This is a genomic window from Algibacter sp., assembly GCF_039977455.1.
GTDB lineage: Bacteria > Bacteroidota > Bacteroidia > Flavobacteriales > Flavobacteriaceae > Algibacter_B.
This window is the reverse complement of the sequence record NZ_JBDWDG010000031.1, coordinates 209,424-232,057: the sequence shown is the minus strand read 5'-3', so window position 1 is coordinate 232,057 and position 22,634 is coordinate 209,424. Positions and strand designations below refer to the sequence as shown.

The 22,634-nt window shown below is 31.7% G+C and carries 19 protein-coding genes and 1 tRNA gene; 15 read left to right on the top strand and 5 right to left on the bottom strand.

All coding sequences use genetic code 11. The annotated features are described in order from the left end of the window. Positions 1-593 precede the first annotated feature (593 nt). Positions 594-666: transfer RNA gene (locus tag ABJM36_RS15890), tRNA-Phe, on the bottom strand. A 180-nt stretch (positions 667-846) separates the two neighbouring features. Here ABJM36_RS15890 and ABJM36_RS15885 point away from each other — a divergent pair. The 7 genes from ABJM36_RS15885 to ABJM36_RS15855 all read left to right on the top strand — a co-directional run bounded on the left by ABJM36_RS15885 (position 847) and on the right by ABJM36_RS15855 (position 8,805). Continuing rightward, the gene (locus ABJM36_RS15885; RefSeq protein WP_348452514.1) at positions 847-1,578 is read left to right on the top strand and encodes a type III pantothenate kinase; all 732 of its coding nucleotides are present in this window, start codon (positions 847-849) and stop codon (positions 1,576-1,578) included. Continuing rightward, entirely contained in the window at positions 1,575-2,879 is a 1,305-nt protein-coding gene (locus tag ABJM36_RS15880; protein WP_348452513.1) for a hypothetical protein, read from the top strand. Before ABJM36_RS15885 ends, ABJM36_RS15880 begins: the two co-directional genes overlap by 4 nt. Before the next feature lie 18 nt (positions 2,880-2,897). Further along, a complete protein-coding gene (locus tag ABJM36_RS15875) occupies positions 2,898-4,280 on the top strand; it encodes a hypothetical protein (RefSeq protein ID WP_348452512.1) in 1,383 nt (460 codons plus the stop codon). Next, positions 4,280-4,834 (top strand): LPS export ABC transporter periplasmic protein LptC, encoded by a 555-nt coding sequence (gene lptC / locus ABJM36_RS15870; protein ID WP_348452511.1) that lies wholly within the window; start codon positions 4,280-4,282, stop codon positions 4,832-4,834. Before ABJM36_RS15875 ends, lptC begins: the two co-directional genes overlap by 1 nt. 69 nt (positions 4,835-4,903) lie before the next feature. Next, complete coding sequence (locus ABJM36_RS15865) at positions 4,904-5,098, top strand: hypothetical protein (RefSeq protein ID WP_348452510.1); 195 nt, start codon at positions 4,904-4,906, stop codon at positions 5,096-5,098. Next, entirely contained in the window at positions 5,099-6,388 is a 1,290-nt protein-coding gene (locus tag ABJM36_RS15860; RefSeq protein WP_348452509.1) for a hemolysin family protein, read from the top strand. Between the two features lie 287 nt (positions 6,389-6,675). Beyond that, entirely contained in the window at positions 6,676-8,805 is a 2,130-nt protein-coding gene (locus tag ABJM36_RS15855; protein WP_348452507.1) for a SurA N-terminal domain-containing protein, read from the top strand. 92 nt (positions 8,806-8,897) lie between these two features. Here the strand turns inward: ABJM36_RS15855 and ABJM36_RS15850 are convergent, their stop codons facing one another. After that, a complete protein-coding gene (locus tag ABJM36_RS15850) occupies positions 8,898-9,926 on the bottom strand; it encodes an AraC family transcriptional regulator (RefSeq protein ID WP_348452506.1) in 1,029 nt (342 codons plus the stop codon). A 382-nt stretch (positions 9,927-10,308) separates the two neighbouring features. On the opposite strand from ABJM36_RS15850, the gene ABJM36_RS15845 reads away from it, so the two are divergent. The 3 genes from ABJM36_RS15845 (at position 10,309) to ABJM36_RS15835 (ending at position 11,489) form a co-directional block, all read left to right on the top strand. Continuing rightward, positions 10,309-10,758, top strand: a complete 450-nt coding sequence (locus tag ABJM36_RS15845; protein WP_348452504.1) for a PA2169 family four-helix-bundle protein — start codon at positions 10,309-10,311, stop codon at positions 10,756-10,758. A 354-nt stretch (positions 10,759-11,112) separates the two neighbouring features. Beyond that, positions 11,113-11,274: a DUF1328 domain-containing protein gene (locus ABJM36_RS15840; protein WP_348452502.1), complete on the top strand. Its 162-nt coding sequence runs from the start codon at positions 11,113-11,115 to the stop codon at positions 11,272-11,274. A 44-nt stretch (positions 11,275-11,318) separates the two neighbouring features. After that, positions 11,319-11,489: a hypothetical protein gene (locus tag ABJM36_RS15835; protein WP_348452500.1), complete on the top strand. Its 171-nt coding sequence runs from the start codon at positions 11,319-11,321 to the stop codon at positions 11,487-11,489. Positions 11,490-11,553: 64 nt separating this feature from the next. Here the strand turns inward: ABJM36_RS15835 and ABJM36_RS15830 are convergent, their stop codons facing one another. Together ABJM36_RS15830 and ABJM36_RS15825 are read right to left on the bottom strand one after the other, a co-directional pair. Further along, positions 11,554-12,468 (bottom strand): GYDIA family GHMP kinase, encoded by a 915-nt coding sequence (locus ABJM36_RS15830; protein ID WP_348452499.1) that lies wholly within the window; start codon positions 12,466-12,468, stop codon positions 11,554-11,556. After that, entirely contained in the window at positions 12,458-13,786 is a 1,329-nt protein-coding gene (locus ABJM36_RS15825) for a hydroxymethylglutaryl-CoA reductase, degradative (RefSeq protein ID WP_348452497.1), read from the bottom strand. The genes ABJM36_RS15830 and ABJM36_RS15825 overlap by 11 nt, the downstream gene beginning before the upstream one ends. 240 nt (positions 13,787-14,026) lie before the next feature. Here ABJM36_RS15825 and ABJM36_RS15820 point away from each other — a divergent pair, with 240 nt between their 5' ends. From ABJM36_RS15820 to ABJM36_RS15800, 5 genes are all read left to right on the top strand, one after another. Then, positions 14,027-16,222, top strand: coding sequence for a S9 family peptidase (locus ABJM36_RS15820; RefSeq protein ID WP_348452495.1), 2,196 nt, complete (start codon positions 14,027-14,029; stop codon positions 16,220-16,222). A gap of 47 nt (positions 16,223-16,269) precedes the next feature. Beyond that, positions 16,270-17,772 (top strand): oligopeptide:H+ symporter, encoded by a 1,503-nt coding sequence (locus ABJM36_RS15815; RefSeq protein ID WP_348452493.1) that lies wholly within the window; start codon positions 16,270-16,272, stop codon positions 17,770-17,772. Positions 17,773-17,808: 36 nt separating this feature from the next. Next, positions 17,809-19,551 carry a peptide MFS transporter gene (locus tag ABJM36_RS15810; RefSeq protein ID WP_348452491.1) on the top strand — a complete coding sequence of 581 codons (1,743 nt, stop codon included), beginning with the start codon at positions 17,809-17,811 and terminating at the stop codon, positions 19,549-19,551. An 87-nt stretch (positions 19,552-19,638) separates the two neighbouring features. Then, positions 19,639-20,187, top strand: a complete 549-nt coding sequence (locus ABJM36_RS15805; RefSeq protein ID WP_348452489.1) for a thioredoxin fold domain-containing protein — start codon at positions 19,639-19,641, stop codon at positions 20,185-20,187. Between the two features lie 15 nt (positions 20,188-20,202). Continuing rightward, the gene (locus tag ABJM36_RS15800) at positions 20,203-20,673 is read left to right on the top strand and encodes a thioredoxin family protein (RefSeq protein ID WP_348452487.1); all 471 of its coding nucleotides are present in this window, start codon (positions 20,203-20,205) and stop codon (positions 20,671-20,673) included. A 4-nt stretch (positions 20,674-20,677) separates the two neighbouring features. Here ABJM36_RS15800 and ABJM36_RS15795 read toward each other — a convergent pair whose 3' ends face one another. Further along, the gene (locus tag ABJM36_RS15795; protein ID WP_348452485.1) at positions 20,678-22,600 is read right to left on the bottom strand and encodes a ComEC/Rec2 family competence protein; all 1,923 of its coding nucleotides are present in this window, start codon (positions 22,598-22,600) and stop codon (positions 20,678-20,680) included. Positions 22,601-22,634: the final 34 nt, after the last annotated feature.

Genomic DNA, 22,634 nt, shown 5'->3' with positions numbered 1-22,634 from the left:
GAGAGTAGGTCGTTGCCTTTTTTAATCCTCAACATTTATTTGTTGAGGATTTTTTTTGCTTTATACTCAAACCAAATAACTACCAACATAGGCCATAAACAAACGCTAGAACATCCCTTGCCCGAGTGATAGTAACACCATACTTTTTATAGCAGTGTTCACTACTAAACGTTATTTGAGAATGGCTTTATAGGTGTGTAGAGTGGCTAATCCTTGATAAAATGGAATAAAAAGATATAATGGATAGCGCGGTTTTATTTTTTCTTTAAAACTCGCCAAATAAATAATTCGCATAGCCATTTTCTTTTAGGATAATAATTTTAGAAAAGGATCTTCAAATTTGGCTTAAACGTGAAATTTAGCTACCTAATGCTCAGAATATAATAGTGATGTATGTTATTAATCTTATTTGGACGTACTATGGATTCGGATTAATATGTAAGTAATTTGGGTTTCAATTAAGCAAATCCCTTAGAAATATTAGTAAATTAATAGGATTGCGTCATGTTTCAAAATCCTTTTAAATTGTTTAAAAGGAGAGGAACTTAATAAAAACAAAAAATCCCGTAAACCAAAGTTTCGGGATTTTTGAGTGGTACCTCCAGGAATCGAACCAGGGACACAAGGATTTTCAGTCCTTTGCTCTACCAACTGAGCTAAGGTACCTCGCCAAAGCGGTTGCAAATATATACTCAATTTTGTTATTCGCCAAGAGAATTATGGAAAATTTTTGTTTTTTTTGAAATAAATTTTCAAATGTTGGTCTAACTTATTTGTTATTAATATTATAGCTGATTTTGGATATTTATTATGTGTGGTTTTATTAATTTTGCCTTTTAGTAAAATATGAATTTAATTATTGATGTAGGAAATTCTTTTGTAAAACTAGCTGTTTTTAGTGGTATCGAACTTATAGATAAACGAGTCGTTTTACTAAAAGATATTGAAAAGGAAATAGAGGTTTTAAAAAACGTTTATGTTTCTTTGGAAAACGCTATTGTATCTGCGGTAGGTAAATTGGAAAAGAAGGTTATCAAAGCTATTTCAAAGTCGGTTAAAGTTTTTGTTTTAGATTCAAACACCAGAATGCCTTTTAAAAATCTTTATGCAACACCAAAAACATTAGGTGTGGATAGGATAGCCTTGGTTTGTGCTTCAATTAGTCACTTTCCTGAAAAGAATGTACTAATTATTGATGCTGGCACATGTGTAACTTATGATTTTGTAAATAGAAATAATGAGTATTTGGGTGGTGCTATTTCACCAGGTATAAATATGCGTTATAAAGCATTGAATAGTTTTACGGCCAAATTGCCGTTGTTAGATAAAGAAATGCCAGGAACTATTGTCGGGAATTCAACAGAAACGTCGATACATTCTGGTGTTGTTTTTGGATTTTTAAATGAAATTGAAGGTGTGATTGAATGTTATAAAGAAAAATACCCTGATTTAACAGTTATTTTAACAGGTGGAGATACTAAATTCTTGTCTAAACAATTAAAAAGTAGCATATTTGCCAATCCTAATTTTCTTTTAGAGGGATTAAACTATATTTTACAATTTAACTCAAACGAATGATTAAAAAACTTGTATTAGTTTTTATTGCAATAGTTGCAATGCACGGTTATGCACAAAAAGGAACAACATCTCCTTATTCCTACTACGGTATTGGTAGCTTAAAATTTAAAGGTACTGTAGAGAATAGAAGTATGGGAGGTTTGAGTATTTACAATGATAGTATTCATGTTAATTTAAGAAATCCTGCATCTTATGCTGGGGATAATTTAGAAATATGGAATAACGAAAGCAGACCTGTTAAGTTTACCGTTGGAGGTAGTTACTCAAGTTCGACTTTAGAAAGTAGCACAAGTAAAGATGATGCCTCATCTACTACTTTTGATTATATAGCGGTTAATATACCCTTAGGTAAATTTGGAGTAGGGTTCGGTTTATTGCCTTATACCTCGGTTGGATATAAATTAGAGGCCTTAAACGCTGATGATAATATTGAGAATAGATTTGAGGGTGAAGGTGGAGTAAATAAGGCCTTTTTAGGGTTTGGTTACCAAATCGCTAAAGGTGTAAGTTTTGGTATTGATTTTCAATACAACTTCGGACATACTAAAAACAGTATTATTAATTATCAATATTCTGATGGAGTACCAACACAGTATCAATCTAAAGAGAATAACCGATCTGATTTAAGCGGACTAAATATTAATTTAGGATTGTCTTACAAAACGATGATAAATAACAAGTTGGAGTTTGTTTCTAGTGTTACCTATACACCAAAAAGCACTTTAGTTTCTTTAAACGAGCGTACAATATCAACAATTACAGTTGGTACACAAGGTCAGGAAAGTGAAAGAAACGTTGTGAATTCCGATTTAAGTACTGATGGGTTAGATGAAACAGAATTAGTTATGCCTTCCAAATTAGCTTTTGGTGGTGGAATTGGTAAACCTAGAAAATGGTTTGTAGGAGCAGAAACTACTTATTTAAAAACGGGTTCATTTTCTAATGAATTATTTAGTAACGGCACAGCTTATGAAGATGCTTATTCTTTTGCAATAGGTGGTTTTTATATTCCGCAGTTTAATTCATTTAGAAATTATTGGAAACGCGTTGTATATAGAGCTGGATTTAGGACGGAAGAAACAGGTTTAAATATAAATGACGAATCTATTAAAGAGTTTGGCATATCTTTTGGGGTAGGTTTACCAGTTGGGGATGCAAGATTGTTCTCTAATGCGAATTTAGGATTTGAATTTGGCCAACGCGGAACAAAAAACAGTAATTTAATTCAAGAGAATTTTATTAATTTACAATTAAGTTTATCTTTGAACGATAGATGGTTCCAGAAACGAAAGTATGATTAACAGTACAAAATTATTATCATGAAAACAAAAATTACATTATTACTAGCTTTTTTCTTTATTGGGTTAAATTTTGGTTTTGCCCAGCAAGATGAAGAGTGTATGACTAAGCTTTCTATATTCCATGAATATGTAAAAGCAAAAAATTATGATGCTGCTTATGAGCCTTGGATGGCGGTAAGAAACAAGTGTCCTAAATTTAATAACGCTATTTACGTTGATGGTGAAAAAATATTAGATGATAAAATTGAAAAGGCATCTGGAGCTGATAAAGTGGCCTATATAAACGATCTTTTAAAACTGTGGGAGCAAAAAGCGGAACATTTTTCTAGTAAAACTCCTAAAGGAAAATATGCTGCTCAAGCTGCTCAATTAATGTATGATAACAAAACAGAATTAGGTAAAAGTACAGAAGAGTTATACAACGCTTTTGATGCTGCTTATCAATCTGATAAAGCAACGTTTACAAACCCTAAAAGTTTATACACATATTTCTCTTTAATGGTTGATTTGTATGATGCCGGTAAAAAACCTGCGGCAGATTTGTTTAATAAATATGATGACGTTGTAGAGAAAGTTGAAGATGAAGTAAAAAGTTTTTCTGAAAAATTAAATAAATTAATTGAAAAGGAAGATGCTGAAGTAGCATTAACTAAAAAAGAAGGTCAGTATAAAAAATACTATGAAAGCTATTTAAAAGCTTACGATCAAATTTCTGGAAGTATAGATGGTAAATTAGGGGATAGAGCAAATTGCGAAAACCTTATTCCTTTATACAGAAAAGATTTTGAAGAAAATAGAAGCAATGCTGTTTGGTTGCAAAGAGCAGCTGGTAAAATGTCTCAAAAAGAATGTACTGACGATCCTTTGTTCTTTGAGTTAGTAAATGCATATCATAATATTAGTCCTTCGGCTAATTCTGCTTACTACCTAGGATTATTAAAAGATAAAGAAGGTAAGACAAACGAAGCTATAGGATTTTTTGAACAGGCTATTGGTTTAGAAACAGATAGTTTTAAGAAGTCTAAGCTGTATTATAGAATTGCTACTAAATTAAAAGCTAGAGGTAGTTATGGTAAGGCTAGAGGATATTACAGACAAGCATTAGCGCTTAACCCATCAAACGGTCGTCCTTATATTGCTATTGCAGCTATGTATGCAGCTAGTGCAAACAACTGTGGTGATAGTAACTTTGATAAGAGAGCTGTATATTGGTTAGCAGCAAAAGAAGCGCAAAGAGCAGCTAGTGTAGATCCAACTTTAAGTAAAGCGGCATCTCAATCGGTTGAAAATTACAAAGCAAAAGCACCGCAAAAATCTGAAATTTTTAGTTCAGGTAGAGCAGGTGAAACCATTAAAATTGGGTGTTGGATTGGATCTTCTGTAACTGTGCCAAGTATCTAATGAGAAAACACATTTCATATAATATTTTAAACATAGTCACAATTTTTATTGTGACTATGTTTTTTTCATGTAATGATAGTTATAAGCAGGTTCAGAAAATAGGAATTTCAGAAAATGAACCGATAGGTGAAGATTATAATGTTAACTTGAAATATACCGATTCGGGCAGAGTATCAGCTAATTTAATTAGCGCTAAAGTGCTGGATTATACGAATAGAGATTTTCCATTCCGTCAGTTTACAGATGGTGTAATACTTTATATCTACAGTAAGGATAATAAAAAAAGTACCGTCGAGGCGGATAATGCTTTTGTTTACGAAAACACCAATTTAATTGATATGCAGGATAATGTAGTTATTACAACACATGATAATCAAGTTTTAAAAACAGATCAATTATTTTATAATTCTGAAAAAGAATGGCTCTCTACTAATAAGCCTGTTAGCTTTAAAACCAAAACAGATTTGATACATGGAAATGGTTTTGATTCTAATTCAGAATTCACAAATGCCGAAGTCCTTGAGGTTACTGGCATTATTACCTTGGAAGATTAATTTCTATTAATTAAAAATTTCACTTCTCAATTTTAAGTATCTTTATACCCTAATTATAGATTATAACAAATGAAATTCTCGAAGATTTTTCAATATGCATATTTAATTTTTGCCGTATTATTTATATATGATGGTATCTCAAAATGGGGTAATGGCACCAACGGTGCATATATTTCGCTAGGTTTAGCGGCATTGGCTATTTTTATGTATTTCTTTAGAAGAAAATTTGCTAAAAAAATTGAAGATAATAATAACTCGAAGTAAATGAGCATTTATGTAATTATCATAATTGTATCATTAATTCTATCGGCTTTTTTTTCAGGCATGGAGATTGCTTATGTTTCTTCAAACAAAATCCATATTGAAATTGAAAAAAAGCAAGATGGTATACTTGCTAAGGCTCTAAGTAAGTTAACAGTAAAACCATCTAAATTTATCACCACAATGCTAATTGGTAATAATATAGCACTGGTTATTTATGGGTTTTTTATGGGTGATTTATTGGTTAATTGGTTTAAAACCCTATTGCCAACACCCTATACTTTTTTAGATTATCTCTTTACAGATCTAAGTTTACTCACTCAAACTATAATCTCAACCTTTGTTATTTTAATCACTGCTGAGTTTCTTCCTAAAGTGTTTTTTCAAATTTATGCAAATAGCCTAATTAAGGCGCTCGCAATTCCTGCCTATATATTTTATGTTTTGTTTTCATTTATTTCAGATTTTGTTATTTGGATTTCAGATTTGGTGTTGAAAGCGTTTTTTAAGACAGAAGGCGATCAAATTCAACTGGCCTTCACTAAGGTAGAACTTGGTAATTATATAAGTGAACAAATGGAATCGGTTGAGGAGCAAGATGAAGTGGATTCTGAAATACAAATTTTTCAAAACGCTTTAGAATTTTCAGAAGTAAAAGCCCGCGAGGTTATGGTTCCTAGAACAGAAATTATAGCTGTAGAAATATCAAAATCGGTAAAATCATTAAATGCTTTGTTTACAGAAACGGGAAGAACAAAAATTTTGGTGTATAAAGACACTGTAGATGATATTTTAGGTTATGTGCACTCTTTCGAATTGTTTAAAAAAGGAAAAACCATCAAATCTATGTTAACTCCTGTTGAGTTTGTGCCAGAAACAGTCTTAATTAAGGATGTACTAAACGTGCTTACCAAAAAGCGAAGAAGTATTGCTGTTGTTTTAGATGAATATGGCGGAACATCGGGTATTATGACAGTGGAGGATATTGTTGAAGAATTGTTTGGTGAAATCGAAGATGAACATGACTCTGTTGTTCTTATTGAAGAAACACTTGATAATAAAACCTATAGGTTTTCAGCTCGTTTGGAAGTCGATTATATTAACGAAACTTATAAAATAAACCTTCCAGAAAGTGAGAACTACGAGACACTTGGAGGATTAATTGTTAATCAGACTCAGGAAATTCCCAGCCAAAATGATATTGTAAATATTGAAATCTTTCAATTTACTATCCTCGAAGTTTCCAATACTAAAATCGATATGGTAGAGGTTAAAATTTTGCAGGAGGATTGAGGTAATCCTTAAATTTTTAGTGCGATAGTAGACTAAATTTACTTAGATTTTATTAAACTTTGTGGTCTAAAAAAATCGAGGTGTATTTAAATTGTTGTAATTATACAATCGGAAATCTACATAACAATATCTCGCACAATTCAAACAACTTAACAAATAAATAAATAACCCTTTTATTATTGGATAGAAAATGGTATTTTCGCGCACGATATTTTTGCCAGTTTACTGCAATTGATATCAATTAATGAAGCAATTCCAACAACGGATTTTAAAAATTAAATTTACAAATGGCAGTTTTAAATAAGATAAGACAACGTTCCCTATTCTTAATATTAATTATAGCTTTAGCGCTATTTTCTTTTGTATTAGCAGATTTGTTTAAAAACAGTGACGCTTTAACTTCAAAGTCGCAAAATATTGTTGCTACCATAAACGGTAAAGATATTACTCGTGAGGGTTTTATGCAAAAAGTGGAGCAGTTACAAAGGCAAATGGGACCCAATGCAACAAGCACTCAAGTAATGAACCAAGTTTGGGAGCAAGAGGTTAGACAAGCTGTTATGGAAACTCAATTTGATGAACTTGAAATTTCTGTTGAACAAGATCAAATGAGAGATTTACTTAAAACGTCTTTGGCTACAAACCAAAACTTTTTAAACGAAGCAGGTGTTTTTGATGAAAACAAAATGAACGAATATATCGCTAACTTAAAAGAAACTTCGCCAGAAGGTTTTGCGAGTTGGGTGAGTTATGAAAACCAAATCGCAGTAAACGCTTTAAATCAAAACTATTTTAACATGGTTAAAGCGGGTTTAACAGGTACTCTAGCAGAAGGTAAATTAAACCACGAATTGGAAGGAAATAAAGTGGATATTAAATATGTTCAAGTAAATTACTCTACTATTCCTGATAGTACAATTGTCGTAACAAAATCTGATATTACAAATTATATTAAAGAAAATAAAAACCAATATAAAGTTGAAGCTTCAAGAGATATTCGTTTTGTAGAGTTTAAAGAAATCGCATCTGTTGAAGATGAAAATGCTATTAAGGCAGAATTAAACACATTGATTAATGGAAGGTTTGTTGACAGCCGAGGGAGAAAAGATACTATTGTAGCTTTTTCTAAAGTTAAAGATAACGCTGCTTATATAAATTCAATTGCCGCTTCAGATGTAAAATTTGATGATCGTTTTGTATTTAAATCTAGTTTACCAACTGTAGCTGCCGATGCCATTTATAATTTAAATGAAGGTGAAGTTTATGGGCCATATAAACACGATGGTTCATTTAAAATCACTAAGGTAATAGCTGTAAAACAAATACCAGATTCTGCTAAAGTAAGACACATTTTAATTCCTTTTAAAGGTTCTCAAAGTGCAGGGCCAGAGGTTGCAATGACTGAGGTTGATGCTAAAAAGAAAGCGGATAGTTTATTAAGTATACTTAAAAGAAATCGTTCAAAATTCCCAGAATTTGTTAAAGAATTTTCATCAGATCAAGGTAGTGTAGCTAAAGAAGGTCGTTACGATTGGCATCCATATAATACAATGGTACCTGAATTTAATGATTTTGAATTTGAAGGAAAAACGGGTGATATAGGTGTTGTAAAAACAGTATTTGGATTTCATATTATAGAAATTGAAGGACAAAAAAATAAAACAAAAGCTGTTAAAGTAGGAACGATTGCAAGAAAAATAGAACCATCTGAGTCCACTACTGATAAAGTATTTAGAGATGCATCTAATTTTGAAATTAAAGCAGGAGAAGGCGATTTTGAAGCTTTAGCCAAAGAAAATAAGTATACTTTAAGACCGGTTAATGGTATTAAGGCGTTAGATGAAAATATTCCAGGTGTTGGAAATCAAAGACCAATTGTACGTTGGACGTTTGAAGAAGATGCTAAAGTTGGAGATATTAAGCGTTTTAATGTAACTAATGGTTATGTAATAGCACAATTAGTTGCTAAGCATGAGGCAGGATTAATGAGTGCTGATGATGCCACGGCTAAAGTGTTGCCAATTATTAAAAAGCAGAAAAAAGCAAAACTTATAAAAGATAGAGTTTCTGTAAGCACTTTAGAAGATTTAGCTGCTGCTGAAAACACTAATGTAAGAACAGCAACTGGAGTAAACATGAAAAACCCAACTGTTTCAGGGGCAGGAAGAGAACCTATGCTAGTTGGAGCTGCTTTTGGTTTAAAAGAAGGCGAAACATCAGGTTTAATTGAAGGTAATAACGGAGTGTATATGGTACAAGTTACTAAAATTACGCCTGCGGTTGCTTTAGAGAATTATCAAGCTTCTGCAAATAGAGTAGAGCAGCAAAAAGCAAGTACGGTTACAAGTAAATTATACAATGCTTTAAAAGCAGCTGCAGATATTGAAGACAACAGAGTTTCAAGTCAAATTCAATAGTTAAGAAAACATACAATAAAAAAAGCCTCGTTTTAACGAGGCTTTTTTTATTGTAATAATTTCGGGATTAGTTTTTTCCTGTTTGTTTCTTATTATATCGCAATAGGGACTATTAATTGCTTTTTAAACTCATTAGGTGTTACGCCGTATTTTTCTTTAAATATTTTTGAAAAATAACTTCTACTTGTAAAACCAATAGAGTATACAATTTGAGTAATGTTTAAATCTGTTGTGGTCATTAATTCCCTAGCAGCCTCCAATCTTACGTGTCTAATATATTCAGTAACAGTTCGTGTATATAGAAATTTAAATCCATCTTGAAGTTTTGCCTGTGATAAGCCCGAACTAGCAGATAGTTGATCTAATGAGTAGTCTTTTGCCGGTCGTTTTAGTATGGCTTGACCAAGTTTTCTAACCGTAATAAGTTCACTTTTAATTAGTGATGTTGGTAATGGTACACCTTGTTGTAATTTGTTGTGTTGTTGTATGTGTATCGATAAAATTTCATAAACTTTAGCTTCAATTTTAAGGATTCTTAACATACCTTTATTTTTAATATTTCTAGTTTTTTTAACTAAATCCGCCATTTTTAAATTCAATGTTCCATAATGTGCAAATCTGTTGTCATGATCGGTATCAACAAAAACTTCATATAGTTTTTTGTTTAATGTAGAAACATTAGTTGTACGTTTTTTTAAGAATTGTTTCCGTATAATTTGTATGGAATTAATATCTAACTTGGTGTCTTTAGGAAAATGGATGTAATTAACTCCAATCGTTTTATTTGTAAAAATTAAGGTTTGGTATTGTTCAATTAACTCTTCCCTTTTGTTTACGCCAAATCTATGCTTAAAACTACCATTTAAGGTATAAACAAACCTTATTGGGTTATAATCGCTGGCATGCATTTTTAATATGATTTCTTCTTTAAACGTAATATCGTAATCCATTAGGGTAACGCCCCATTCAAAAGGGATGTAGCGTATACTGCCTTTAGCAATGTCGTTATTTATTTTTAACATACTTTCACTCCATTTTTCTTCAATGGTTCCTCCAATGTGCCTTTGGATTTCTTCAAGGATTTCTTTAGAGTCTTCTACTTTTATTTCTATTTCTTTCATATAATATATTTGTAAAAATGTATTAACGGAACTTAATCTTTGTATGAAAAATTAACATGTCTTTTTGTGTTGTAAAATACTTATGTGATAAAGGTATTAATTATGTTATTCAATACTTTTTATAGTATAGTTAAAGATACTATTTAAAACCTATACAACCGCAAAAAATAAAAGTCGGAAAAAAATTGGTCTTCCAAATAGTAAATACTTGATTTATTGAAATGAGTTAAGAACTTAAGGTTTTGAATTAATCTAACTATTAGCTATCCTTTAATTTTGTTGTTAAAGTAAAAGTAGGCATGTTAATGTTTTAATGTGTTATGGATGTAAACCAGTAGGCATCAAAAAAACAAATTACTGTTAACTATAAAACCCTATAAAAATGAGTACTTACACAGAAACGGTTGGCGAAAAACTAAAAGACTTATTAGTGAAGACATATGATGCGGAAAAAGGATTTATAAAAGCCGCAGAAAATATTGATAATAGAGCACTGAAATCTTACTTCAAGCAAAAAGCCCAAGAGCGATATGATTTTGGTCATGAATTAAAATCTGAAATTAAAACATTTAATCAAGATATTGAAAAGAGTGGAAGTGTTACTGGTTCTGCGCATCGAGCGTGGATGGATGTTAAGGCCTTGTTTTCTTCGGATAATGAGGAGTCCATGTTAGAGGAAGCCATAAAAGGAGAGAAATCTGCGGTAAACGAATATAATAATGTTATTAAGGAAACAAGTTTACCTCTTAGCACCAAAACGATATTAGAATCTCAAAAAAGCAAAATTGAACACGGCTTATCAAGGATAAAAACATTGGAAGATATAAGCTAAAACGGTCATTACTAAAAATTGAAAACGACCTTTTTACTATTTGTTTGATACTATAAAATATTTATTAATCGTAATTACGTTAAAATTTGTTTTATACGAGTTACTTAAAACGAAAGTATAAATTTAATTTTGATGTGATTGGTTAGTGGATTAGGCCTTTGCATGAATTTCTATTTGTGTAGAGGTCTTTTTTTTTAATGTCTATTCAAAAGGTCTATAATTCGATGGAACCTTTATTTGAGCTAAAATCTATTTTGTTTGAGTTAATAATAACGTTGTAATTGTTAGATATTTGTATTGAAGGGTTGAGAGTCAATCGCTTACTAGAGTTTAATTTTTTAAAACCTAATTATTATGTTACGTTGGACAATCACATTTATTATAATAGCATTAATTGCCGGAGTTTTGGGATTTGGCGGAATAGCAGGAGCATCAGCTGGCATTGCAAAAATCTTATTTTTTATTTTTATAGTACTATTTGTACTATCACTATTAAAAGGATTAGTGAAAAAATAGAAATTATACCGAATATATATTATTAATTTAAAAACACTTTAATTATGAAAAAAATAGCAAAAATATTTTTAATTTTATTTACCATATCAACTGTATTTACAGGATGTAGAGAAACTAAGGGAGAGAAAATAGAAGACGCCGTAGAGGATGTAGCTGATGATGTTGGAGATGGTCTAGAGGATGCGGCCGATGAAGTTGAAGATGCCGTAGAATAATATAAAAATTGCATAAGACAAAAAAAGAGCTTTAATAAAAGCTCTTTTTTTATTTAATTAAGCTTTATAAAGCCATTTTAGTATAAGGCATAATCGTATTAAAGCCTTTAGCTTTAAAATAAGCAATTGGATTGTGTTTAGAGGCTACTAAAACGAAATCCCCTCCCCAAGCACCTAAACTTTTAATTGCGCCATCAAAATCCTTAAAGTAAATATCTTTAACAGGAGTTTGGTTAGTTAATTTTGCTATCAGGTTTTCATGACTGGTCATTAAGTCTTGAAAATGATCTAGCTTTTGGCAGCTAATCATTTCTAAGGTCAATTTATTAATAGCATTAATAGTGGTAGCTGCATTATTTTTGTTTTCATGATAGTGTCTTATTCCATCACGACTATTTTGTTTTTTATTTAAGTGTACAACATAAAGCTGTTCTTTAAATATTGGGTTGAATTCTGCAATTTTAACTAGTTTTTCATGGTCAGCTACTTGATAAGTAATAGGCTTGTTGTGTTGCGCACAGGCAATATCATAACCACTGCCTCCAAAAGTTTTTTCTAAAAGTTGAAAAGGGTTAATGTTAGCCCATTTTGCAATATTTGTTATAAGGGTAGAAGAGGTTCCTAAGCCCCAATTTTTTTGAAATTCTAAATGTGTTTTAACTTTATAACCTTGATGAGTATTTAAAAATTCTGGGTTTAAGGTTTTTGAGGCTTTTAATATTTCAATTAAGCGATTGGAAATATCATTATTCAAATTAAGGCTTTCAATAGTATCTCCTTTTAAATCAAATTTGTTTTCATACCAAATGCTATTTTTTTCATCAAAACTTTTCCAATGCAAAACAGGATCTTCAATAGGTTCAATTGTTAAATATTGCCCGTATTTTGTTGGTATTGCAAGAGATAGGGCGCCATCAAGAACAACATATTCTGCCGAAATTAATAATTTTCCGTGGCTATAAAAGGTTTTATTTTTCACTTGATACTCTAAGTTTGTTTAACGCCTCGGTAACGGCAGTATGTGATATAGGGTGGTTTTTAAAGTAATCTGTTAAGATTTGCTTTTCTTCAAAATTCGCTCCAAATTGATTTAAAATATTCATTAAATGCATTTTCATGTGTCCTTCTTGAATGCCAGTTGTAGTTAGCGAACGTAAAGCAGCAAAGTTCTGTGCTAAACCTGCAACGGCTACAATTTGCATTAATTCTTTTGCCGATGGTTTATGTAACATCTCTAAAGCTAATTTTACCAAAGGGTGTAAACCAGTAAGTCCGCCAACAGTTCCTAGTGCTAATGGAATTTCCATCCAAAACGAAAAGATACCATTTTCAATCTTAGCATGAGTTAAGCTGCTATATTTCCCATTTTTTGCTGCATAGGCATGTACGCCAGCTTCAACCGCCCTAAAATCATTTCCAGTAGCTAAAACAACGGCATCAATACCATTCATAACACCTTTGTTGTGTGTTACCGCGCGATAAGGTTCAACTTCCGCAATGCTTACTGCTTGTATAAATTTCTTGGCAAAAGCTTCACCTGAAACGGTTTTGTTTTCACTTAAATCTTCAACAGGGCAACTCACTTCTGCACGTACCAAGCAATCTGGAACGTAGTTAGAAAGAATGCTCATTATAATATCTATATGTTTTTCTTCTTCAGAAAATAGATTAAAACTTAAAGCTTCTGTTTTAAATGTTTTAGCAAATTGCTCTAAACAGGAGTTTATAAAATTGGCTCCCATGGCATTTAAAGTTTCAAAAGACGCATGTAATTGGTAGTAGTTTTCAATTTCTAAAGTTTTATCCCGCAGTTCAATATCCAGAATACCCCCACCACGTTTCTTCATGTTTTTGGTAATCCCTTCAGTGTCGGCAATAAGCTTTGGTTTTACTTGATTGAAAAACTGTTTTAGTTTTTCGAAATCGCCTTTAAAATTAAAATGAACTTGTCCAATCTTTGTTGTCGAAATGACTTTGGTTTTAAAGCCGCCACGTTCTAACCAAAATTTTGCAGCTTTACTTGCTGCAGCAACTACCGAACTTTCCTCGATAGCCATAGGAATGGTATGTAGCTTACCGTTAATTAAAAAATTAGGGGCAACACCAAGTGGTAAATAATAGTTGGAAATGGTGTTTTCGATAAACTCATCATGTAATAGTTGAAGTTTGTCGTTGCTATTCCAATACTGTTTTAAAACTGCAGTAGCTTCCACAGGATTAGAAAAATAAGTATCTACAATCCAATCAATTTTTTTTGACTTAGATAATTTCGAAAATCCAGTAATCGGTTTAGTCATAATTTACAAATTTGCTGAGCAAATATACTACTCTTCGTATGAATATCGAATATCTATCCTAATCGGCGTTATTTAAGTGTTAATAATTGTTGTTTATTACATAATTTTTAGTAAACTTGGCATCATTTTATGAAATAAATAGCGTTTTTGGCTAAACACACATAATTGATTAATTTTCTTATGCTGAAACATAACCCTTTAGATAAGAATTAGTTTTTTTAAAACACACAAATTAACTGCATGAAACTTATTAAATTTTCCCTTTGCGTTTGTCTTTTGGTAACAACAATTTTATCAGCCCAATCTAAAAAAATAACCCTCGAGGATATTTGGAAGAATGGCACTTTTAGAACCGATTATATGGATGTTCTGCATTCCATGAAAAACGGTCAACAATATTCTGTATTAAATTTTGATAGAGCCACACGATCTACATCAATAGATATTTACGATTATAAAACTTTAAAAAAGGAAAAGACCTTAATAAGCACTACAAATCTAGATGCTATTCCTTATTTTTCAAGTTATACTTTTAGTAGTGATGAACAACAAGTAATTTTAGCTACTAATGAGGAAGCCATTTATAGACATTCGGCTTTAGGAAACTACTATGTTTACACGATTAAAACAGGTGGTTTAGATTTAATTTCTGAAGAAAAAATTCAAGAACCTACATTTTCTCCCGATGGAAAAAAAGTAGCATTTGCGAAGGATAATAACCTTTATATAAAAGATTTAAGCACTTCTAAAATCACACAAATAACATTTGATGGTGAAAAGAATACAGTAATTAATGGTATTACCGATTGGGTTTATGAAGAAGAATTTGCCTTTGTACGCGCTTTCGATTGGAATGCCGATAGTAACAAAATTGCATTTATACGTTTTGATGAAACTGATGTTCCAGAATTTTCAATGGATGTTTATGGTACCGCACTTTACCAAACCCAGCAGGTTTTTAAATACCCCAAAGCAGGTGAGGCAAACTCCAAAGTTTCACTTTTTATATACGATTTAAAAGCTAATGCAACTCATGAAGTAAAGGTTGATAAAGCTTACCATGATTTTTATATTCCTAGAATTAAGTGGACCAATAATCCAGATGTTTTAAGTGCCCAATATATGAACAGACATCAAAATGAATTAGATTTATGGATGATAGATGCTAATAGAAATACATCAAATTTGATTTTAGCTGAAAAAGACAAAGCCTATGTTGATGTAACCGATAATTTAACCTTTTTAAAGGATAATAGTTTTATCTGGACTAGTGAGAAGAATGGCTTTAACCATATTTACCATTATGATAAAACAGGAGATTTAATTAATCAGGTTACTAAAGGGAATTGGGAAGTCACTAATTATTATGGCTATGATGAAAAGAAGAATACCATTTTTTATCAATCTGTTGAAAATGGTTCGATAAACAGAGATGTATATTCTATAAAACTTAATGGACGAAACAAAAATAGGCTTACAAAAAGCGAAGGCACAAATAGCGCTGCCTTTAGTGCTGATTTTTCTTTTTTTATAAACACATTTTCAAGTGCAACAACACCTCCGGAATATACTTTGAATAGTGCGTCTTCTGGAAATTTAATTAAAAGTATTAAAGATAATGAAAAGGCTGCTAAAAAATTATCAGAGTATGTAACCTCTCAAAAAGCTTTTAGCACAATTTCTGTTAATGGAAATGATTTAAACATGTGGGTGATTAAGCCGGCAGATTTTGATGCTTCTAAAACCTATCCCCTATTAATGTATCAGTATTCTGGTCCAGGATCGCAACAAGTAGCAAACCGTTGGAATAGTGCCAATGATTATTGGTATCAGCATTTAGCCCAAGAAGGTTATATTATTGCTTGTGTTGACGGTAGAGGAACCGGATTTAAAGGTGCCGATTTTAAAAAGGTTACCCAAAATGAATTAGGTAAATATGAGGTTGAAGATCAAATTGAAGCCGCAAAACAATTAGGTCAGTTACCTTATGTTGATGCTAGCAGAATAGGAATTTGGGGATGGAGCTTTGGGGGTTTTATGAGTAGTAATTGCTTGTTTAAAGGGAACGATGTTTTTAAAATGGCAATTGCCGTAGCGCCTGTTAGTAGCTGGCGTTTTTACGATTCAATTTATACAGAGCGTTATATGACCACACCTCAAGAGAATGCCAGTGGTTACGATGAAAATTCACCAATAAATCATGTCGGTAAATTAAAAGGCGATTTTCTTTTAGTACATGGTTCTGCGGATGATAACGTACATTTACAAAATACTATGCGATTAGCCGAAGCATTAATTCAAGCAGATAAACAGTTTGATTGGGCGATTTATCCTGATAAAAACCACGGCATTTATGGTGGAAATACAAGGCTTCATTTGTACAAAAAAATGACAAACTTCCTTCATGAAACCCTAGGTGATAAAATTAACAATTAAAACCTTATTAAGGTTAATCAAGATTTACGAATTAAAGAATAAATTATATGTCTAAAACTATACCAGCTAACCAAGAACCTCAATTATTTGGCCATCCTAAAGGCTTGTTTTATTTGTTTTTTGCCGAATTATGGGAACGTTTTAGTTTCTATGGTATGCGTGCTTTATTGACCTTATACATGGTTCAAGAAATTTTTAAGGCCATTGTTGAACGCGATGTGGCAACAGCAGTTGTTTATGCGTCCTATGGATCTTTAGTGTATGCATCAACTGTTATTGGAGGTCAGATTTCTGATAAAATTTTAGGCATGCGTAGCTCTATTTTTTTAGGAGGTATTTTAATGGCATTAGGTCATTTTGTTTTAGCCATAGAAAATAATATAGCCTTCTTTTTGGCATTGGCTTTAATTGTTGTTGGTAATGGGTTTTTTAAACCTAATATTTCAACTTTTGTTGGAGCTTTATATGAAGATGGCGATGTTAGGAAAGATTCTGGTTTTACCATTTTTTACATGGGTATTAATATTGGAGGCTTTGTTGCGCCACTTTTATGTGGTTGGCTAGCGGCTGAATACGGATGGCATTATGGTTTTGGATTGGCCGGAATTGGTATGTTAACAGGATTGATATTCTTCTGGAGTGGTATAAAAAAGAATGTATTTGGAGACCGCGGTTTACCACCAAATCAAGCTGTTTATGAAAAAAAGATTATTGGTGTTCCTCAAAAAACCTTAATTCCAATAATAGCGTTTTTATGTGCACCACTAATTGCCTATTTACTTTCCTCTTGGCAACAAAATTATGTGAGCTTTATTTTTAAATTTATAGGTTTTGGTGTTTTAGCTTACATTATTTTTATCATGGTAAAATTGGATGTGCAGGCTCGTAAAAAGCTTTTTATGGCTGTTTTAATTACATTTTTTATGACCTTGTTTTGGGGGTTTCATGAGCTTTCAGGTAGTGTTATTACATTGTTTGCGTCTAGAAATGTTGATTTAGCTGGTATAATGAATCCTGCTCAAACCAATGCATTAAACTCTATGTTTATAATTATTTTAGCAATTCCTATCTCTTTACTTTGGGCTTATTTGGCTAAAAAGAATTTAAATCCAAGAACACCATACAAATTTGGGTTAGGCTTAATGCTAGCAGGTTTAAGTTTTTATATTCTTTCTGTTAGTGGAGCTAGTGCTGACGAAAACGGTATGGTTCCATTTGCCTATTTATTTATTATGTATTTTATAATTTCTATTGGAGAGTTGTTTATGTCGCCTGTTGGATTATCGAAAATTACAGATTTATCACCAAAAAATGTTGTAGCATTTATGATGGGAGTTTGGTTTTTATCATCGGCTTACGCATTTCAAATTGTAGGTTTTATTTCAAAACAATTAGCAGTAGAAAGTACCGATGTTAATGTAGGTGGTCTTGATACTTTAGCCATTTATACCGATGGGTTTTTACTAATAGCTAAATATGCGTTAGGAGCTGGATTAATTGTAATTGCTTTTTCTCCTTTAATGAAAAAGCTAATGGGTAAAGTGCATTAGAATTATTTAACTAACTTTTAAGATTAAAAGATTATTATGGCAGAGAATACTACAGATCAGTTTTTTAAAAGCACCGTTTTAGGGCATCCTTCAGGTTTATTTGTGTTATTTTTTACAGAAATGTGGGAACGATTTTCATATTATGGAATGCGTTCACTTCTTGTATTATTTTTAACGGCTTCATTGTTTGATGAAGGTTGGGGTTGGCCTCGCGAGCATGCCATGGCACTATTTGGTTCTTATGTTGGTTTAGTTTATTTATCGACCATGATGGGCGGTTATTTTGCCGATAAGATTATAGGTTTTAGATACGCTGTTTTAATTGGAGCTCTTTTAATGACTTTAGGGCATGCTTCTATGGCGTTTGAAACAGAATGGTCTATATATATAGGTTTAGGTTTATTGGTTATAGGTAACGGTTTTTTTAAGCCTAATATGACTTCAATTATATCTGAAATGTACAAAGATAGACCTCAGAAAAAAGATGGAGCTTATACCATTTTTTATATGGGAGTTAATGCTGGTGCCTTTATAGGAATTATTTTATGTGGATACTTAGGTGAGCAAGTAGGATGGAGTCTTGGTTTTGGTCTAGCCGGTATTTTTATGCTTTTTGGTTTAATTCAGTTTTGGTTAGCTCAAAATATATTTGGTAATATTGGATTAAAACCAATAAAGAATGATGTAAATTCAATTGAAGCTCTAGATAAAGATAAGCGTGTTCCATTTACCTCATGGCAATTAATTCTTATTCTGGTCATGGTTGTGTTAGGACTGCTATGGATTATAAATGCCCCAGCCACTACAATTTCAGGAGGAGAAATCAATATTTTTTCTTTTCTAGGTGAGCAGGGTAATAATATAGCGATTTTAACCGCTTTAGGTTTATTTCTTGTTTTGTTAATTTATAGATTCACTCAATACTCCAAAATCACTAGAGATAAGCTTATAGCAGTGACTTTCTTTGCTTTACTATCTGTTTTCTTTTGGGCTATTTTTGAACAGTCTCCAGGAACACTAACTATTTTTGCTAATGATTATACAGATAGAAGTTTAGATGGTTCATCTGCTACTATTTTCAGAATTGTAAACTCATGTATGGTAGTGATACCATTAGGTATAATTACTTGGGTTTTATATTTGTTATTTAAGCAAACTTTTGCTAAATATAAATGGGCAAATATTGTACTTAGTATTAGTTTTGTTATTGTTTGGGCTATTGCCATTTGGATGCTAATTAATCAATTTAATGATGATAATTTAGAAATTCCAGCATCTTGGTTTGCAAGTTTAAATTCACTTTACATTATTACATTAGCTCCATTATTTTCTAAATGGTGGGAAAGCAAGTATAATCCTTCAGCAAATGCCAAGTATGGTATAGGGATGTTTTTACTTGCTCTCGGAATGGCCTGCGTTGCATTTGGAGCTATGGGAATTGAACCTGGGGCAAAAACGGCTTCAGTAAGTATTATTTGGCTTATTTTAGTTTACTTATTTCATACCATGGGAGAGCTATGCATATCTCCAGTAGGTCTGTCTTATGTGAGTAAGCTTGTGCCAGCAAGAATGATTGCATTTATGTTTGGAGTGTGGTATTTAGCTATTGCAATAGGGATGAAAGGTGCTGGTGTGTTTGGAGAGAATGTTGATAAAATTGCAGATGAAAACGGAATTAGTTATTTCTTCTGGATTTTAACTATTGTATCAGTGGTTGTTGGAGTAATATCAATTTTGTTTCAACCCATTATAAAAAAACTAATGCATGGGGTACGATAATCTAATAATTAGTTAAAAAAAATGCAAAATGCTCCTGTTTGGAGCATTTTTTGTAAGTTCGGAACAACTTTTGCAACTTAGTATATTATGAGTAAATTTATATTTTTATTATGTGTTACTGCTTTTACAGGTTTTAATGCCGTGTCCCAAAACATAAATTGGGTAACTTTTGAAGAGGCGATACAGCTTCAGCAAAAAGAACCAAAAAAAATCATGATGGATGCATATACCAATTGGTGTGGACCTTGTAAAATGCTAGATAAAAATACATTTCAAAATAAAGACGTAGCCAATTATGTTAACGAGCATTTTTATGCCGTTAAGTTTAATGCTGAAGGAAACGAGGAAATTAATTATAACGGGCAAAAATTTTCGAATCCAAATTATGATCCGGCTAAAGCGAATAGAAGAAATTCACCGCATGAGTTATCACGTTATTTTCAGATTCAAGCATATCCTACTATTGTGTTTTTAGATGAAAAAGCAAATTTGATTTTCCCTTTAAAGGGCTATAAAACCCCTGCTCAAATAGAATTATATTTAAAAATGTTTAAAAAGGACGATCATAAATCTATTGATACTCAGGAAAAATTTAACGAATATTATAAAGCTTTTAAAGCAGAATTTAAAAGCTAATTTTAAAACAAAGCGATGAAAAGAATATTACTAACGTTAGTTCTAGGGGTTTTAATATCGACTAATAGTTTCTCACAAGAAAAATTAACATGGCATACCGATGTTAATTCGGCTTTAGAAATTGCAATAAAGGAAAATAAAAAAGTGATGTTGTTTTTTACAGGATCCGATTGGTGCGGATGGTGTATTAAATTACAAAATGAAGTGTTTAAAACTCCAGATTTCGAAAAATGGTCTAATGATGTTGTTTTGGTAGAATTGGATTTTCCTAGAAGAACAGCGCAAGCTGAAGCAATACGAATGCAAAATCGTCAATTACAAAGCATTTTTAAAGTAAGAGGTTATCCTTCGGTTCATTTTGTTAAACCAGAAAAAATGCCAGATGGAAAAATGAATTTAAATAGCCTTGGTAAAACGGGCTATGTGCGTGGTGGTGCGAGTAAATGGCTTGAAGTTGCTAATACTATTGTAAATAAAACCATTTAAAAAATTAGTATTTTAATATAAAGGCTCCCTTTTTGCTTGTTTGGTGAAAAGGGAGTTTTCTTTTTCTGCAAATTTGCTCCCAACGTTCTACATAGGACTTATAATTACTGCCATCGGCAATAATAAGTTTTGGGTTTAAAGAATCTATCAATCTATTTAAATTAATTTTAGGCGATTGTCTTAGTAAAACATAATCGGGTTTTATGGTTTTTATATTATAAATACCAAGGCTATCTACCACTAAAATGTTTTTATTTTTAAGTTGATATAAGGCTGAAATATTTTGTTCTTCAAGATATGAAATATGGTTTCCTACGGTATAATCTCTAATGATTTTGTTTGTCGACTTAGTGATGCTATCAAAATCGCTTGAAACAACAATTTTATTATGTAATGTATGTCCTAAAAGGCTAAATCTGCTTTTATGGAATACAATAAATTCGTTTGAAGGTTTGGTAAGGGTATTAAAAATAAAAGCTGATTGAACAATAAGAATCGCAATTAAAAATTGTTTTAAGTTTTGGTAATTTCTTTTAATTAGAAATCGGATACTAGTAATAATTAGGGCGTAGGATACAAATACATATAGCAGACTAAAAGAAATGTCTTTTAATAAAAAAGCATCTTGTTTAGAAACCCAGGCTATAAAGGTATTCATTAGGTCAATAATATATCCGTAACCATCCGCTACAAATTGTGGGAGGGTATTTAACAACGCCAAAAGAATAATAAACAGCCCTAAACCCAGAATGATACCTAAAAAAGGAATAATAACGATATTAGAAACAAAAAATAACCCTGGGAATTGATGGAAGTAATAGAGACTTACAGGGATAATTCCAAATTGTGCAGAAACGGTAACGGTAAAGGTGTGCCACACTTTGTCCGTAAGCCAATATTTAGGTTTCCAAAGTTTATAAATTAAAGGATCTATAGCTACAATGGCGAAAACAGCTAAATAACTTAATTGAAAACCAACATCAAATAAAAACATAGGCTTTATGAGTAGTATGACAAACATACTTATGGCAAGTGTATTATAAATATTGGTAGGTCTTTTAAGGTTTAAAGCAATGGTAACAATGCTAAACATAGTTACTGCTCTAGTTACCGAAGCCGATAAACCTGCAATAAGGGCGAAACTCCATAATAAACTTACCAATAAAATTGTTTTTATGAGTTTGCCATGTTTAAAACGTTCAAGCGGTTTAAAAATAAAACTTAGTATTAATAGGATAATACCAACATGAAGTCCGGAAACTGCTAAAATATGAATGGCTCCTGCATTGGTATAATTAGTGTAAACGGCTTTACTAATATCTTGGCGCTGCCCTAATATTAGCGCGTTTATTATAGCAAGTTCATCGGGCTTAAAATGATAAGGTTCTAGTTTCTTATTTATATGTTGCCGGAGTTTTGCAGCAATACCAAAAAAGGTAACCCCTTTTTGTTTAACAGGGAATAGCCATTCGTTATTTATAAATAGTTGGTGGAATATGTATTGTTTCTTTAAATAACTTTTATAATCGAATTGATGCGGATTAAGAGGTGGTATTAAGTGCTTAAAAGGTGCTCTGCTAATATAAACTTCATCAACTATTAACGATGGTGTTAAAGTGTCTTTCTGAATATTTAAAAGTGTTTTACCTGAAGTTTTAGTGCTGTTGACTTCAAAAATGTCGACAATGTATTTGTTGTAATAGTTGCCCGGTTTTATAGCTTCTCGAACTCTAAAAGTAACGGTATATGTGCTGTCTACTTTATTTGAAATAACTTTAGTATAATGGTTGGATAAATTTTTTTGATCATGAATGGTTGTTGTTATTATGCCAATCGAAATCATAACCAAAAACGCTGTACTGCCAAACCAAATAGTTTTGATAAATGATTTTCTACTAATGATGTAAAAAACAAGTAAAACTAACATTAGTAAACTTGTTGTAAGTATTGAAAGATGAAGC

Excerpts from the sequence above, each read along its gene's own strand:
- ABJM36_RS15885 (WP_348452514.1), top strand. The coding sequence starts at position 847 with ATGAATTTAATTATTGATGTAGGAAATTCTTTTGTAAAACTAGCTGTT.
- ABJM36_RS15880 (WP_348452513.1), top strand. The coding sequence starts at position 1,575 with ATGATTAAAAAACTTGTATTAGTTTTTATTGCAATAGTTGCAATGCAC.
- ABJM36_RS15875 (WP_348452512.1), top strand. The coding sequence starts at position 2,898 with ATGAAAACAAAAATTACATTATTACTAGCTTTTTTCTTTATTGGGTTA.
- lptC (WP_348452511.1), top strand. The coding sequence starts at position 4,280 with ATGAGAAAACACATTTCATATAATATTTTAAACATAGTCACAATTTTT.
- ABJM36_RS15865 (WP_348452510.1), top strand. The coding sequence starts at position 4,904 with ATGAAATTCTCGAAGATTTTTCAATATGCATATTTAATTTTTGCCGTA.
- ABJM36_RS15860 (WP_348452509.1), top strand. The coding sequence starts at position 5,099 with ATGAGCATTTATGTAATTATCATAATTGTATCATTAATTCTATCGGCT.
- ABJM36_RS15855 (WP_348452507.1), top strand. The coding sequence starts at position 6,676 with ATGGCAGTTTTAAATAAGATAAGACAACGTTCCCTATTCTTAATATTA.
- ABJM36_RS15850 (WP_348452506.1), bottom strand. The coding sequence starts at position 9,926 with ATGAAAGAAATAGAAATAAAAGTAGAAGACTCTAAAGAAATCCTTGAA.
- ABJM36_RS15845 (WP_348452504.1), top strand. The coding sequence starts at position 10,309 with ATGAGTACTTACACAGAAACGGTTGGCGAAAAACTAAAAGACTTATTA.
- ABJM36_RS15840 (WP_348452502.1), top strand. The coding sequence starts at position 11,113 with ATGTTACGTTGGACAATCACATTTATTATAATAGCATTAATTGCCGGA.
- ABJM36_RS15835 (WP_348452500.1), top strand. The coding sequence starts at position 11,319 with ATGAAAAAAATAGCAAAAATATTTTTAATTTTATTTACCATATCAACT.
- ABJM36_RS15825 (WP_348452497.1), bottom strand. The coding sequence starts at position 13,786 with ATGACTAAACCGATTACTGGATTTTCGAAATTATCTAAGTCAAAAAAA.
- ABJM36_RS15820 (WP_348452495.1), top strand. The coding sequence starts at position 14,027 with ATGAAACTTATTAAATTTTCCCTTTGCGTTTGTCTTTTGGTAACAACA.
- ABJM36_RS15815 (WP_348452493.1), top strand. The coding sequence starts at position 16,270 with ATGTCTAAAACTATACCAGCTAACCAAGAACCTCAATTATTTGGCCAT.
- ABJM36_RS15810 (WP_348452491.1), top strand. The coding sequence starts at position 17,809 with ATGGCAGAGAATACTACAGATCAGTTTTTTAAAAGCACCGTTTTAGGG.
- ABJM36_RS15805 (WP_348452489.1), top strand. The coding sequence starts at position 19,639 with ATGAGTAAATTTATATTTTTATTATGTGTTACTGCTTTTACAGGTTTT.
- ABJM36_RS15800 (WP_348452487.1), top strand. The coding sequence starts at position 20,203 with ATGAAAAGAATATTACTAACGTTAGTTCTAGGGGTTTTAATATCGACT.
- ABJM36_RS15795 (WP_348452485.1), bottom strand. The coding sequence starts at position 22,600 with ATGTTAGTTTTACTTGTTTTTTACATCATTAGTAGAAAATCATTTATC.